We start from the raw sequence: 13329 nt of genomic DNA, 5'->3' as shown, positions 1-13329 counted from the left end.
TTCGCTCGCTCACGCCGTGCTGACTGGGCATGCGCTCACGGCCCTCGCTGCGCTCGGTGCGTTCGCTCATGCCAGGACCACGGACCGGGTCAGGTGGCGCGGCGCGTCCGGGTCGAGGCCACGGGTGGTCGCGAGCGCGACCGCGAAACGCTGGGCCAGGATCAGGTCGGCCATCGGGTCGACCGGGTTGCGCCCGGCCGCCCAGCTCGTCAGCACCGTGCGCCAGCCGTGAGTGCGGCTGTGCACGAACGCGGCGCCGGTGGCGGCCACGTCCTCCGGCAGGCCGTCCGGGATCTCGCCGAGCGCCCACACCAGCCGGCCGGGGGCGGCGACCGAGATCGGGCCGTGCCGGTAGTCCATCGCCGGGTACGCCTCGGCCCAGAACGTGGCCGCCTCGCGGCACTTCAGCGCGGCCTCCTGGGCCAGCCCGACGGTCCAGCCGCGGCCGAGGAAGGTGACCTGCTCGATGCCGGCCGGGTCGATCGGCAGCGGGGCCCGGACGGCCACCTCCGCGTCGGCGGCGAGCCGGCTGAGGTCCTCGCCGAGGTGGGCGCGCAGCAGCGCGAGCGCGGTGGTGGCGAAGCGGGTCTGCACCACCGACCGCTCGTCGGCGAAGGGGAGCGCGACAGTGGCGTCCGCGGACGCGACGGCGGCCGAGTCCGGGTCGCCGACGAGGACCGTGGTGGGGATCCGCCCGCGCAGCGCGGCGAGCAGGTCGAGCACCTCGGTGGTGGTGCCGGAGCGGGTGATCGCGATGAGCCGGTCGTAGTGGCGGCCGGTGGGGAACTCGCTGGCCTGGAAGGCGTCGGTCTCGCCGTGGCCGGCGGCCTCGCGCAGCCCGGCGTACGCCATGGCCATGAACCACGACGTGCCGCAACCGACCACCGCGACCCGCTCGCCGGGGCGCGGCAGGCGCTCGGCGACGGTCGGAGCGAGTCGCGCCGCCTCCCGCCAGCAGTCGGGCTGGCTCGCGATCTCCGCGTGCACGTACGCCATGACAACTCCTCGCCGGGAAAAACCCTTGCGCAATACGGCGCGATACTGCCGTCTTTCGCGCGTCATTCTGCGCGAAGCGGCGTGGTTGTGGCAACTGTCTCCAAGTTCGCGCAGCGAAGGCTTTTGCGCGGACTGAGTTTCGCGCACTAGTGTGCACGCAACCGATCACCGTTCACGCATAGTCAGGGAGGCCCCAGCGGTGGACCGCTACGCGCGCTGGAACGCGCTGCTGGAGATGCTGACCGACAGCGGCCGGGTCACCGTCGAGGAGGCGGCCGACCGGCTGGACGTCTCCCAGGCCACCATCCGGCGTGACTTCGACCAGCTCGCCCAGCAGCAGATGATCACCCGCACCCGGGGTGGCGCGGTCGCCAACGGCGTCTCCTACGACCTGCCGCTGCGCTACAAGACCGCGAAGCACTCGGCCGAGAAGCAGCGGATCGGCACGGCCGCCGCCGCCCTCGTCTCCCCGGGCACCGTGGTCGGCCTCAACGGCGGCACCACGAGCACCGAGGTCGCGCGGGCGCTGGCCGTACGCCCCGACCTCAACACCAGCGCGGAGGGCGCCCAGCTCACCGTGGTCACCAACGCGCTGAACATCGCCAACGAGCTGCTGGTGCGCTCGCGGATGAAGGTGGTGGTGGCCGGCGGCGTGGTCCGGCCCAAGTCGTTCGAGCTGGTCGGCCCGCTGGGCGGGGCGCTGCTGCGTGAGGTCACGCTCGACGTCGCGCTGCTCGGCGTGGACGCGATCGACCCGCAGCTCGGCGCCGCCGCGCACCACGAGGGGGAGGCGGCCATGAACAGTCTCATGGTCGCCCGCGCCAAGCGGGTCGTCGTGATAGCCGATTCCTCGAAGCTCGGTGGGCACGCGTTCGCCCGGATCTGCCCGGTGGACCGGGTCGAGACGCTGGTGACCGACTCCGGCGCGTCCCCGGACGTGGTGGCGGCGTTCCGCGAGGCCGGCGTCCACGTCGTCTGCGCCTGACGGCGCAAGGAAGGGACCCTTCTTAACGCCTGCGGTAGAGGAGGGGCCCCTTTTTAACGCGCCTCGACGCGCCTCGACGCGCCGACACTGCATACCAGGTATTGCCATCCGGTGCATACCGCGTATGGTGTCGCTGACGCCTACTTATCGGGGGAGGTCAGCTGTGTCGGCTGTCCTGGAGATCGAAGGTCTCCGCAAGACGTACCGGAGCCGGAAGCGCGGGGTCCGCCACGCGCTCGACGGCTTCGACATGCGAGTGGAAGCCGGCCAGGTGCACGGCTTCCTCGGCCCGAACGGTTCGGGCAAGACCACCACGCTGCGTACGCTGCTCGGCCTGATCAAGCCGAACGGCGGCCGGATGGCGATCCTCGGTCAGGAGCTGCCGCACGCGCTGCCGGCCGTCGCCGGGCAGGTAGGCGCCATCGTGGAGAGTCCGCAGTTCTTCCCGCACTTCAGCGCGCGGGACACGCTGGGCCTGCTCGCCCAGGCGGGTGAGCTGCCCAAGCAGCGCGTGGACGAGGTGCTGGAGCTGGTCGGGCTGCGCGACCGGGCGGGTGAGCGGGTCAAGACCTACTCGCTCGGCATGAAGCAGCGCCTCGCGGTCGCGTCCGCGCTGCTCAAGAACCCCAAGCTGCTGATCCTCGACGAGCCGGCGAACGGCCTCGACCCGGGCGGCATCCGGGAGATGCGCGGGCTGATGCGGGAGCTGTCCGAGGCCGGGATGACTGTGGTGCTCTCGAGCCACATCCTGGGCGAGATCCAACTCATCTGCGACTCGGTCACCATCATCTCGCTCGGCCGCCGGGTCGCGTTCGGACCGGTCGACCAGGTGCTCGCGGCCCACTCCCAGGGCGCCGTGCGGGTACGCCTGGAGGCGGTCGACGACCTGCCCCAGGCCGCCGACGCGCTCAGCCGTGCCGGGGTCGGCGTGACCGCCGAGCCGGACCACCTGATGCTGTCCGGTGTGGACAAGCCGGCCACCGTCAGCCGCCTGCTCGCCGAGCAGGGCCTGTACGTCAGCGAGCTCACCCCGGTCGCCGTCGACCTGGAGAGCGTCTTCCTCGAACTGACCGCCACCGCGCCGGTCCCCGGCCAGCACCGTCAGGTCGATCAGTCCGCCAAGGTCGACCAGACCGGCACCGCAGGAGGTTGGGGCGCATGAGCCTGTTCGTCACCGAGCTGCGCCGGCTCGGCAAGCGCCGGCTGACCCGGCTGATGCTCGTCCTGCTGCTCGTCGGCCTGGCCACAGTGGCCACCGCGTTCAGCTTCTCCAGTCAGAAGCTCTCGCCGGACGTGGTGGCGGCGGCGGAGGCCGACTCCCGGGCCCAGTACCAGCAGGCGACGGAGGGGTGGAAGCGCAGGGTCGCCGCGTGCGAGGCCGCGCAGGCCCGCGGTGAGCAGACCGAGGAGGAGTACGGCCCGAACTGTGGCAAGGACTACGCGCCGCAGCCGGACATGTTCGACCCGAAGTGGAACCTGCCCTACCAGTTCGACTTCCGGGCCGAGTTCCCCATGTTCATCGCCGTGTTCGCCGCCTCCGTGGCGCTGTTCGGCTTCATCGTCGGCGCCTCCTTCGTGGGCGCCGAGTGGAACACCGGCGGGATGATGAACCTGCTGTTGTGGCGACCGAAGCGGCTGACCGTGCTGGGCACGAAGCTGGCCGCCCTGCTGACCACGGTGTTCGGCCTGACCGTGGTGCTCGGCGCGCTCTGGACGGCGGCGTTCTGGCTGATCGCCGGCCAGCGGGGCAGTACCGCGAAGATGACCGCCGGGGTGTGGCAGTCGATCGGGCTGGACGGGCTGCGCGCGCTGGGCATGACGCTCCTCGTGGCGGCGGTCGGGTTCGCGCTGGCCTCGCTGGGCCGGCACACGGCGATGGCGCTCGGCGCGGCGGTGGGCATCTTCGCGGTGAGTGAGATCGGCATCCGGATCGCGGTCGCCGTGCTCGGGGTGCAGTTCGGCGACCGGTACGTGCTCTCCACGTACGCCCAGTCGTGGTTCCTGAAGCAGGCGGAACTGTTCGACTACGACACCTGTCAGTTCTCCCAGGGCGCCTGCGAGCCGGCCACGTACGTGGTCACCTGGCAGCAGTCGGCTGTGGTGTTCGGCGTGGCCCTGGTGGGCGCGGTCGTGGCCGCGTTCTGGACGATGCGGCGGCGGGACATCGCCTGACCTGGTCCGCGCCGCCGGCTCCCCCCGGCGGCGCGGACCCCGCGTCCGATGCGGCCGGGGGCGGCCCTGGTTACGCTGGGGCTCCCCCGGCCGGCGCGCTCCGCGTGCCGGTCACCCGCCGTCGGAGAGGAGCGCCATGTCCGCCGACGCCTCGCAGCGGGCCGCCGTCGACCCGTCCGGCCCGGCAGCGGGTACGCGCCACGCGGGCGGGACGGTTCCGCCACCGCGCACCGCTCCGCCCGTCGAGTCCACCGCACCGTCGGAGCCGTCGGAGTCCGTTCGGCCCGGGTCGCCGCCCGTCGAGTCCACCGCGCCGGTCGAGCAGCCCGGTCCGGAAGCGGCGGATACGGGCGCCGCGGGCACGACGCCGGCCGGCCTCACCGAGCGGGAGCAGCGGATCCTCGCCTTCGAGGCGCAGTGGTGGAAGCACGCCGGAGCCAAGGAACAGGCCATCCGGGACACGTTCGGGCTCTCCGCGACCCGCTACTACCAGTTGCTCAACGCGCTGCTCGACCACCCGGCCGCGCTCGCCGCCGATCCGGTGCTGATCGGCCGGCTGCGCCGGCTGCGCTCGTCGCGGGCCCGCAACCGGCGGCGCTGACCCGCCTCACTTCTCGTACGTGCGCAGCCCGTTGCCGATGGCGAAGAACGTCGGCGCCCACTCGCCGATGAAGATGCCCCAGCGGTCCGCCCGCGCCACTCCGGCGCGCTCCATGTGCTTGGAGAGGAACCAGCTGGTGACCGAGAGGCCGATGCTGACGAACCCGGCGAGGTATGCGTGCTCCGCCCGGATGCCGCCCTCGTGCAACCGCTCCAACATCTCGAATCCCCCTGTCACCGGGACCGACCCGGTCGCGTTCGACGCTACCGAAAGTGCGGGAGTGATGACGCAGGGTTACCACGATCGGGTCGGTGGCGGATGACCTGGCGCGGGCCGGGTAGGCGGCCGGCGACGACGAACGGAGGCGACGATGGGAGCACCGGACCGCCGGTACGCGATCGGCAGCAGGCCGGCCCGCCCGGCCGGGGAGGCGCCGGTGATGCGGGTGCGTTCCGCCTCCGACCCGGCACCGGGCCGCCCGGAGAACGAGGACGTGGTCTTCCGGATCGGCCCGCTCGTCGGCGTCCTCGACGGGGCCACCGTGCCGGAGGGCTTCGACACCGGATGCGTGCACGGTCCCGCCTGGTACGTCCGGCACCTGGCCGCCCGGATCGGCCTGGCGATCGCGGCCCGGCCCGCCGCCACGCTGATGAGCAGCCTCGCGGCGGCGATCCTCGCGGTCCGGGCCGACCACGGCGGGACGTGCGACCTGGACCATCCCGGCACCCCCTCGTCCACCGTCTGCCTGCTGCGGGAAAGCGGCGACCGGGTCGACTACCTGGTGCTCTGCGACAGCCCGCTGGTGCTCGACACCGACCGCGGGATCGAGGTGGTCACCGACGACCGGCTCGCGGACGCGGTGGCCGACCTGCGGCGCAACGCCGCCGCGCTGCCCGACGGCGAGACCGACCCGGCGACCCGGTTCCGGCGGGCGACGACGGTGCAGCGGACCCGGATGAACCGCACCCACGGCTACTGGGCGGCGGCGAGCGACCCGGACGCGGCGTACCACGCGCTGACCGGCACGCTTCCGCTGCGCGGTCCGGGTGCGCTGCGCCGGGCCGCGCTGCTCAGCGACGGCGCCTCCTGCGCGGTCGACCAGTTCGGCCTGTTCGACTGGGCCGGGCTGCTGGAGGTGCTGACCGTGGCGGGCCCGGAAGGGCTGATCGACCGGGTCCGCGCGGCCGAGCGGGACCACCCGGAGCGGCTGCGGCGGCGCAAGCGCACCGACGACGCCTCGGTGGTGCTGTGCGAGTTCGCTCCTCCGGCGTGAGCACGCTCACGCCGGAACACCCGGTCGGATGACAACGCAGCGTGAGGCGGAACACCCCGGGGGTACGACCGGCCGAGGCGGTCGGCCATAGCGGCATTCCGGGCCCAAAGGGGTGGACGGCCCGGACAGGTAGCGGCAGACTGCGCCTCGTGACGGGTGCGGTACGGCTGGAGCCGGTGGACGAGCGGAACCTGGAACCGTTGCTCTCCGTAGCGGCGGCGGAGGCGGAACCGGAGGACGTGATGCCTCCGGTGCAGGCGCCCGCGGGCTGGTCGCTCGCCCGCCGGGACGCGTTCCGGGAGTTCCACCGGGCGAACCTCGGCGGACTCGACGGCCCGACCCGCACCGCCATGTACGCGATCGTCTCCGGCGGCGAGGTCGTCGGCATGATCCGGATGACTCGCCGGGACGAGCCCGGCACTGTGGAGACGGGCATGTGGCTGGGCCGCTCCGCCCGGGGCCGGGGTCTCGGCGCCGCCGCGCTGCGGCAGCTGCTGCACACCGCCGCGGCGGCCGGGATGCACACAGTGGTCGCGGACACCACGCCGGACAACGCGGGCGCTCTCTCCGTTCTTCGTAAATGCGGTGCGGAATTGCGCGAGGAGGGCGGAGAAGTGCACGCCCGAATGTGCCTCGACTCGGCGCTGCCGATCCGCTGAAACCCGTTCTTGCAGCTCCCTGACGCTTGACGTGAAGTTTCGGCCGCCTTTTCCGTTCCCCTGAGGAAATGTTTTCCCAACGGGGTGACGGGTAGTTCGCGCCCCGGGGAGTGCGGAGGAGAGCGGATGAAAAGCGGAGCACGGGTGGCGCTGGCGGTGGGCTTCGGCTACCTGCTGGGTCGCCGGAGGAAGATGCGTACCGCGTTGACGCTCGCCGCGGCGGTCGCCGCCGGGCGGGCCAGCCAGCGTCCCGGCGGCATCAAGCGGCTCGGCGCGGATCTGATGGGCGCCAGTCCGCAGCTGCGCAACCTCGGCGGGCTGGCGCCGCCGCTGGTGGCGGCCGGGCGGGCCGCGGCGACCGCCGCCGCCGGCAGCGGCATCGACGCGATCGGCGGCCGGCTGCGCGACGGGGCCGACGCGCTGCGCCGCCGGAGCGGCCCGGGCCGGCCGGACGCCGAGCGTTCCGCGCCGGACGAGGAACCGGAGCTGGACGAGCAGCCCGAGGCGCCGGACCGACAGCAGCGGGGGCGGTGACGATGGCGACGACCGATCTGACCGGCCGGGTACGCGACGAGATCGGCGGCGAGCTGCGCAACCTCGCCGCGGCGCTCGGTGAACGGGCCGTCCAGGCGATCAGCGACCGGGTCACCGCCGCGACCGGACGACTCAGCGAGTACGCGCAGCAGGGCGGCGACCCCGGCCTGGTCGCCGCCGCCACCGGCGCGCGGAAGCTCGCCGAGGGCAGCTCCCCGGTGAAGGCCATGTTCCATGCCGGCGTGGCCGGCGGTAGGGAGAAGCTGATGGCGGCGTTCGGCCGCAAGGGCGGCGGCGACGGCGGCCGGAAGCTCAAGGTCACCAACATCGTCGAGACCATCGAGGTCGGCGTACCGGTCCGGGTCGCCTACAACCAGTGGACGACGTTCGGCGACTTCCCGAGCTTCATGAAGAAGGTCGAACAGGCCGACTGCGACGACGAGAAGATGACCTGGAAGGCGCAGGTGCTCTGGTCGCACCGGACCTGGGAGTCGACGATCGTGCGGCAGATCCCGGACCGGCTCATCCACTGGCGGTCCACCGGCGAGAAGGGCTCGGTCGACGGCAGCGTCAGCTTCCACGAGGTCGCCCCGGAGCTGACCCGGATCCTGGTCGTGCTGCAGTACCACCCGCAGGGCTTCTTCGAGCACACCGGCAACCTGTGGCGGGCCCAGGGCCGCCGGGTCCGGCTGGAGCTGAAGCACTTCGTCCGGCACGTGATGACCCGGACCGTGCTCGACCCGGACGCGGTCGAGGGCTGGCGCGGCGAGATCGAGGACTCCCAGGTCGTCAAGGACCACGAGACCGCGCTCCGGGAGGAGCGGGGAGAGACCGGGCCGGCCGACGACGAGTACGCCGCCTACGACGAGGGCAACGACTTCGCCGACGACGAGTACGCCGACGAGCCGGTCCTCACGGCGCCGGAGCGTGCCCGCCGCCGCGACGAGCGCTGACCGGTCAGGACCGGCCGGCGGCGTACGACTCCAGGTGCGCGAGCTGCACCGGGTCCAGCGACGGCCGGACACGGTCCCGGGCCGCCCCGACGTGCGCGGCAGTCACGGTGCTCGCGTTGAGCGACTCCCGCATGGCGGCGAGCGCCGCCTCCCGTACCAGCGCGGCGCAGTCGGCGGCGGAGAAGCCGTCCAGCTCGGCGCCGAGCGCGTCGAGGTCGACGTCCGGCGCGAGCGGTACGCCCCGGGCGGCGGCGCGGAGGATCTCCGCGCGGGCCGGCCCGTCCGGCGGCGGCACGTAGACCAGACGTTCCAGCCGGCCGGGACGCAGCAGCGCCGGGTCGACCAGCTCCGGCCGGTTCGTCGCGCCGACCACCACCACGTTGCGCAGCGCCTCCACCCCGTCCAGCTCGGTGAGCAGCGCCGCCACCACCCGGTCGGTGGTGCCGCCGTCGCTGGCCTGCCCGCGTACCGGGGCCAGCGCGTCCACCTCGTCCAGGAACACCAGCGTGGGCGCGGCCTGGCGGGCCCGGCGGAACAGCTCCCGCACCGCCCGCTCGCTCTCACCCACCCACTTGGAGAGCAGCTCGGCGCCCTTCACCGACAACACGTTCGCCCGCCCGGACCCGGCCAGCGCGGTGACCAGGTAGGTCTTGCCGCAGCCGGGCGGCCCGTAGAGCAGCACCCCGCGCGGCGGCGTCACGCCCAGCCGGGCGAACGTGTCCGGGTAGGTGAGCGGCCAGAGCACCGACTCGGTGAGCGTCTGCTTGACGTCGTGCAGTCCGCCCACGTCGTCGAGCGTCACCGACGCCAGCTCCAGCGTGGACGCGGACATCGTCGTCGGCCGGACCACCTCCAGCGCCTCGGTGAAGTCCGTCATCGCCACCGTCGGCGTCTCCGCCGTCTTCTGCCGCAGCGCCGCGCGTACCCCGGCCTCGCGGACGAGCGCCGCCAGGTCCGCCGCGACGAACCCGGGGGTACGGCCGGCCACCTCGTCCAGCCGTACGTCGCCGGCCAGCGGCACCTGCCGGGTGAGCACTGTCAGCTGTTCCCGGCGCAGCGCCGCGTCGGGCAGCGGCACGGTGATCCGCAGCGCCAGCAGGTCCGGGCCGCGCAGTCCCGGGTCCACCGCCTCCGGTCGCCCGCTGGTGCAGACCACCGCCACGCCGGCCCGCAGCGCCTCGGCGACCACCTGGCGGAACACGGTGGCCAGCGGACCCGGCTCGTCGGCCGGGGCGATCGCCTCCACGTCGGTGACCAGCAGCACGGCCGGTCCGCCGGCGCGTACCGCCGACGCCGCCTCGCGGAGCCTGCGGGCCGCCGCGTCGTTCGTGAGCGCGGCCAGCTCCGGCGCCCAGAGCGGGCGCAGACCCGCGCCGACCCGGGCCGCGACGGCGCGCACGAGCGCTGACTTGCCCGAGCCCGCCGGTCCCTCCACCAGCACGCCGAGCGAGACGGTGGTGCCGAGCCGGCCCAGCACCTCACGGTGGTGGAAGCCCAGGTCCAGCAGCTCGGTCAGCTCCTCGGCCTGGGCGCGCAGGCCGGGCAGCTCGTCTACGTCCGGGGCGTCCTCCGGGCCGAGCAGGCCCTCGGCCCGTTCCGTCCCGGCCGGCGCGGCCGAGGGGGCGGAGACGGGCGCGCCCGGGGACACCGGGCCGGAGCCCCGGGTGGCCGGACCGTGCTCCCAGCCCACCACCGTGTCCATGGTGACGAGCGCGCCGGCCGCCGGCTCGACGGACACCACGTTGAGCAGCGTGCTGGTCCAGGCGTACCCGACGGAGCTGGCGAGACTGCGCCGCGCGGCCTCGATCAGGCCGCGCACGGCGGCGTCCGGGAGCACGTCCTGCGGCAGCAGCGAGACGTCGTCGCCGGGCGTGACGACCTTGCCGAGCAGCGCGAGCCGCAGCATCTCCGGCGGGACCGCGGCGACCACCGCGGCCGGGCCGGCCAGCGTGAGCCGGCGCGCCGGGGTGGCCGGCAGCGGGCTCACCGTCACCTGGCCGCCGGCCCGCAGCCCCAGGTTGCCGAGCAGCAGGTCGTCGGCGTGCAGCAGGACGCCGCTGGTGCCCGGGTCGGCGGCGGCCGCGATGCCGGCGGTCGTCCGGCGGCCGGTCAGCCGCACCGGATCGCCGGGGCGCAGCGCCAGCGCGGTGAGCACCTCGGGGTGCAGGCGTACCACGCCGCGGCGGGCGTCGAGCGCGGCCGGCCGCAGCGTCGCGGTCAGGGTCAGATCGGGTTCCGCCACCCGCCGACAGTAGCCGCCGTGACCACGAGGTGCCGCCTCAGCGCGGGTCCGGGCCGTCCAGCAGCGAGGGATCCCGCCGGATCATCTCCGCCAGCCGGGCCGCCGGGTCCGACTCGACCGAGTCCTGCCCGGGGGCGGGCACCGTCTTCACCGACATGGGCCACGCCGGCGGGGGCGTCGGCGCCGAGGCCGGGCCCACCGTGACCGCGGGGCCCGACCAGGAGACCCGCAGCGGGTACGCCTGGTCGCCCACTTCCACCCGCAGCGTGACGGCGACCCCGGGGTGGTCGGCCACGACCCGCCGGACCGCGTCGGCGACCTCCTCGACCGGGTCACGCCGCGCCGGCGCCGCGCCGCCCCGCAGCCGGTACGCGCCGTGGCCCGCCCGCCCGTTGCCCGGCTCGGCCGGCAGTTCCTCCGGGACCACGTCCTGGTCGGTCCCGCCGGCCGGTTCGCCGGGCGCCCGGCGGCGCATCGCCTCCTCGCGCCGCGCCATCCGGGCCAGTGTCTCGTCCAGATCACCTCTCATGGCGTCCACCCCTTCGCCAGACAACGGATCGAAACGACTGTCGGTGTTCAGCCCGCCCGTGGCTGCGGGGCGGGCCCGTCGCCGCGCCGCCCCGAACGGGTCGCCCGGTCCAGCGCCCGGTCCAGGACGACCAGCAGGGCGTCCCGGACGGAGAGCCGGTCCCGGGCGTCGAACTGCACGAGCGGCACGTGCTCCGCGATCGCCAGCGCCCAGCGGATCGACGGCAGGTCGAGGGCCAGCCGCCCGTCGAAGGCGTTGACGCCGACGGCGAACGGCAGCCCGGAACGTTCGAAGAAGTCGATGGCCGGATAGCAGTCGTCGAGGCGGGCGCTGTCCACCACCACGAGCGCGCCGAGCGCCCCCCGGGCCAGGTCGTCCCACATGAAACCGAACCGCGCCTGACCGGGGGTACCGAAGAGGTAGAGCTTGAGGCTGCGGTCGATGGTGACGCAGCCGAAGTCCATGGCGACGGTCGTGGTGGTCTTCCCGGCGACGCCGCCCGGGTCGTCGATGCCGATCCCGACGGTGGTCATCTCGGCCTCGGTGGTCAGCGGCGCGATCTCCGAGATCGCCCCCACCGTGGTGGTCTTGCCGACCCCGAACCCGCCGGCGATCAGGATCTTGACCGGGATCGGCGGGCGGGGCGCCGGGACCCGGCTCACGATCGGGGCCGGTTCCTGGGGCGGCACCCCGGGCGGCAGGTACGGCAGCGGCGGGGTGGGCGGTGGCGGTGTGGCGCGGCCGATCAGCGGGGCCGGTCCGCCGTAGCGGCTCGGGGCGCTGTTCGCGGACGGCCCGCCCAGGGCCGCCGCCGGCCATTCAGGAGATCGCACGAAGTCCATCAATCACTCGCAGGATGATGTCGGGATCGAGGGCGTCGTCGCCGTCCGCGACGTGCACGTCGAGATGGCCGGCGGCGCGGAGGTCGCCGACGAGTACCCGGGTCACACCGAAGTGCATCCGGGTCCGGGCGGAGATCTCCGCCACCGAGACGGGCTCGGCGCAGATCGCGACGATCGCCGCCAGTTCCGGGGACAGCCGGGCCGTCACCGCCCACGAGGTGCTGCCCGGACGAGCGGTGACCTGGGTCTCCAGACCGATCGCCGGGTCGCCGTCCACTCGTCCGGCGGTCAGCACGAACGGGCGCGGGCCGGTCGGCTCCCCGTCGCCCGCGTCCGGCTCCGGAACCGGAACGGACGCGTGCAGGAAGGGGCGGACCCGGATGCCGGGTTCCGGCTCCGGGTCCGCGCCGGCGGCCCCCGGGATCATTGCTGAACGGCGTTCTTCAGCTCGGCGATCAGGCGGGGACTCAGGGCGCCGCCGGCCCGGCCGGCGAAGAGCGTCATCTCGTACGCCACGGTGCCCAGGTTGGCCGTCCGGTCGGCGACGACGCCGAGGACCGAACCACTGCTGATCGCGCTGATCAGCAGGTAACCCTCGGCCATGTCGACGATCACCCGGTTGAGCGCGCCCAGCGCGTACCAGCTCGCGGCGCCTCCGGCGAGGCTGGTCATGCCGGAGACCACGGCGGCGAGCCGTTCCGCGTTGGACCGGTCCTTGATGGCGGACATGGCCATCAGCAGCCCGTCCGAGGAGACCGCGATCGCCTCCATCACCCCGGCGGTGCTGGAGGTGAACGAGTCGAGCAGCCAGTTGAAGGTGCGCGCCTCGGGGCTGAGGTCGCCGGCGGCGCTCTGTTCGATGTTGTCGTGCAAGAAGGGGCTGGTCACCGTGATGGGTCCTCTTCGTAATGACGGTCTGGGCTGACTTCGCGCAGAGCGCGGGCGACGCCCGCCTCGAATTCGTTGACGAGATTGCGGACCTCGACGGGGTCGCCGGGGTCGGAGCTGGCCGGGGGCGTGGACTGGACCGGGGTGTCGGCCAGGTTCGCGCCCGGCACCCGCCGGCTCAGCCGGGGACGCTCCGTTGCGGGCGGGACGAGGGTGGTGTGGCCCTCGGCCCGGCGTACGCCGTCCTGGAACGCCTCGACCAGGGCCCGGACGGAGGCCGGATCGGCCGGTACGCCGATCAGCGGCCCGCCGGTCGCCGGGGCGGCCGGGGTGGTGGGCGCGGGGGCCGGGAGGTTCGCGCCGGGCACCCGCTGCCGGATCGGCGACCGCGTGCCGGGCCGTCCGGTGGGCGGGCCGACCGGTTCCGGCCCGGCCGGGACCGACGGGCGACCACCGGCGGGGGGTGCCGTGCGGGCCGGACCGACCGGCGGGGCCGACGCCGGTCCGGCGGTCGGTACGGGCGCGGACCCGACGGTCGGCGTGCGCGCCGGCCGGACAGCCGGTGGCGACGACGGCCCGACGGCCAGGCCGGCCCCGGCGGCCGGTGCGAGGGCCGGGCCGGCGGGCGGCGTCAGGGCCGGACCCGCCGGTGGGG

15 protein-coding genes and 1 pseudogene are annotated in these 13329 nt (G+C 74.2%); 8 read left to right on the top strand and 8 right to left on the bottom strand.

Annotation, left to right across the window (positions count from 1 at the left end; translation table 11 throughout):
* Window positions 1–66: 66 nt before the first annotated feature.
* Window positions 67–996, bottom strand: a complete 930-nt coding sequence (locus KBX43_RS24760) for an SIS domain-containing protein (RefSeq protein WP_043327967.1) — start codon at window positions 994–996, stop codon at window positions 67–69.
* 199 nt (window positions 997–1195) lie between these two features.
* Here KBX43_RS24760 and KBX43_RS24755 point away from each other — a divergent pair, with 199 nt between their 5' ends.
* The 4 genes from KBX43_RS24755 to KBX43_RS24740 all read left to right on the top strand — a co-directional run bounded on the left by KBX43_RS24755 (window position 1196) and on the right by KBX43_RS24740 (window position 4754).
* Window positions 1196–1981 carry a DeoR/GlpR family DNA-binding transcription regulator gene (locus tag KBX43_RS24755; protein WP_043327968.1) on the top strand — a complete coding sequence of 262 codons (786 nt, stop codon included), beginning with the start codon at window positions 1196–1198 and terminating at the stop codon, window positions 1979–1981.
* Between the two features lie 163 nt (window positions 1982–2144).
* Window positions 2145–3143 carry an ATP-binding cassette domain-containing protein gene (locus tag KBX43_RS24750; protein ID WP_043327969.1) on the top strand — a complete coding sequence of 333 codons (999 nt, stop codon included), beginning with the start codon at window positions 2145–2147 and terminating at the stop codon, window positions 3141–3143.
* Window positions 3140–4153, top strand: coding sequence for an ABC transporter permease subunit (locus KBX43_RS24745; RefSeq protein WP_113973546.1), 1014 nt, complete (start codon window positions 3140–3142; stop codon window positions 4151–4153). The genes KBX43_RS24750 and KBX43_RS24745 overlap by 4 nt, the downstream gene beginning before the upstream one ends.
* A gap of 136 nt (window positions 4154–4289) precedes the next feature.
* A complete protein-coding gene (locus KBX43_RS24740) occupies window positions 4290–4754 on the top strand; it encodes a DUF3263 domain-containing protein (RefSeq protein ID WP_043327971.1) in 465 nt (154 codons plus the stop codon).
* Between the two features lie 6 nt (window positions 4755–4760).
* Here the strand turns inward: KBX43_RS24740 and KBX43_RS24735 are convergent, their stop codons facing one another.
* Window positions 4761–4973 carry a hypothetical protein gene (locus KBX43_RS24735; protein ID WP_013288875.1) on the bottom strand — a complete coding sequence of 71 codons (213 nt, stop codon included), beginning with the start codon at window positions 4971–4973 and terminating at the stop codon, window positions 4761–4763.
* Window positions 4974–5124: 151 nt separating this feature from the next.
* Between KBX43_RS24735 and KBX43_RS24730 the strand changes: the two genes are divergently transcribed.
* From KBX43_RS24730 to KBX43_RS24715, 4 genes are all read left to right on the top strand, one after another.
* A complete protein-coding gene (locus KBX43_RS24730) occupies window positions 5125–6027 on the top strand; it encodes a hypothetical protein (RefSeq protein WP_187693789.1) in 903 nt (300 codons plus the stop codon).
* 149 nt (window positions 6028–6176) lie between these two features.
* Complete coding sequence (locus KBX43_RS24725; protein WP_043327973.1) at window positions 6177–6686, top strand: GNAT family N-acetyltransferase; 510 nt, start codon at window positions 6177–6179, stop codon at window positions 6684–6686.
* A gap of 126 nt (window positions 6687–6812) precedes the next feature.
* Window positions 6813–7220, top strand: coding sequence for a hypothetical protein (locus KBX43_RS24720; RefSeq protein ID WP_043327974.1), 408 nt, complete (start codon window positions 6813–6815; stop codon window positions 7218–7220).
* A 2-nt stretch (window positions 7221–7222) separates the two neighbouring features.
* Window positions 7223–8173, top strand: coding sequence for an SRPBCC family protein (locus KBX43_RS24715; protein WP_113973545.1), 951 nt, complete (start codon window positions 7223–7225; stop codon window positions 8171–8173).
* A gap of 4 nt (window positions 8174–8177) precedes the next feature.
* Here KBX43_RS24715 and KBX43_RS24710 read toward each other — a convergent pair whose 3' ends face one another.
* The 6 genes and pseudogenes from KBX43_RS24710 to KBX43_RS24685 all read right to left on the bottom strand — a co-directional run.
* Window positions 8178–10415, bottom strand: a complete 2238-nt coding sequence (locus KBX43_RS24710) for an AAA family ATPase (protein WP_043327975.1) — start codon at window positions 10413–10415, stop codon at window positions 8178–8180.
* A 37-nt stretch (window positions 10416–10452) separates the two neighbouring features.
* Window positions 10453–10944 carry a hypothetical protein gene (locus KBX43_RS24705; protein ID WP_043330885.1) on the bottom strand — a complete coding sequence of 164 codons (492 nt, stop codon included), beginning with the start codon at window positions 10942–10944 and terminating at the stop codon, window positions 10453–10455.
* 47 nt (window positions 10945–10991) lie between these two features.
* Window positions 10992–11786, bottom strand: a complete 795-nt coding sequence (locus tag KBX43_RS24700; RefSeq protein ID WP_176722823.1) for an ATP/GTP-binding protein — start codon at window positions 11784–11786, stop codon at window positions 10992–10994.
* Window positions 11764–12213 (bottom strand): DUF742 domain-containing protein, encoded by a 450-nt coding sequence (locus KBX43_RS24695; RefSeq protein ID WP_043327976.1) that lies wholly within the window; start codon window positions 12211–12213, stop codon window positions 11764–11766. Before KBX43_RS24695 ends, KBX43_RS24700 begins: the two co-directional genes overlap by 23 nt.
* A complete protein-coding gene (locus KBX43_RS24690; protein ID WP_043327977.1) occupies window positions 12210–12674 on the bottom strand; it encodes a roadblock/LC7 domain-containing protein in 465 nt (154 codons plus the stop codon). Before KBX43_RS24690 ends, KBX43_RS24695 begins: the two co-directional genes overlap by 4 nt.
* Window positions 12671–13329, bottom strand: a pseudogene (locus KBX43_RS24685) (histidine kinase); the annotation flags it as partial. The pseudogene KBX43_RS24685 and the gene KBX43_RS24690, both read right to left, overlap by 4 nt.

The organism is Micromonospora sp. C41 (genome assembly GCF_018070485.1).
Classification (GTDB): domain Bacteria; phylum Actinomycetota; class Actinomycetes; order Mycobacteriales; family Micromonosporaceae; genus Micromonospora; species Micromonospora chalcea.
This window is presented reverse-complemented; position numbering and strand designations above follow the sequence as displayed.

Bases quoted from the DNA above. Each gene is read 5' to 3' on its own strand.
- KBX43_RS24760 (WP_043327967.1), bottom strand. From the start codon at position 996: ATGGCGTACGTGCACGCGGAGATCGCGAGCCAGCCCGACTGCTGGCGG.
- KBX43_RS24745 (WP_113973546.1), top strand. From the start codon at position 3,140: ATGAGCCTGTTCGTCACCGAGCTGCGCCGGCTCGGCAAGCGCCGGCTG.
- KBX43_RS24740 (WP_043327971.1), top strand. From the start codon at position 4,290: ATGTCCGCCGACGCCTCGCAGCGGGCCGCCGTCGACCCGTCCGGCCCG.
- KBX43_RS24735 (WP_013288875.1), bottom strand. From the start codon at position 4,973: ATGTTGGAGCGGTTGCACGAGGGCGGCATCCGGGCGGAGCACGCATAC.
- KBX43_RS24730 (WP_187693789.1), top strand. From the start codon at position 5,125: ATGGGAGCACCGGACCGCCGGTACGCGATCGGCAGCAGGCCGGCCCGC.
- KBX43_RS24720 (WP_043327974.1), top strand. From the start codon at position 6,813: ATGAAAAGCGGAGCACGGGTGGCGCTGGCGGTGGGCTTCGGCTACCTG.
- KBX43_RS24715 (WP_113973545.1), top strand. From the start codon at position 7,223: ATGGCGACGACCGATCTGACCGGCCGGGTACGCGACGAGATCGGCGGC.
- KBX43_RS24705 (WP_043330885.1), bottom strand. From the start codon at position 10,944: ATGAGAGGTGATCTGGACGAGACACTGGCCCGGATGGCGCGGCGCGAG.
- KBX43_RS24700 (WP_176722823.1), bottom strand. From the start codon at position 11,786: ATGGACTTCGTGCGATCTCCTGAATGGCCGGCGGCGGCCCTGGGCGGG.
- KBX43_RS24695 (WP_043327976.1), bottom strand. From the start codon at position 12,213: ATGATCCCGGGGGCCGCCGGCGCGGACCCGGAGCCGGAACCCGGCATC.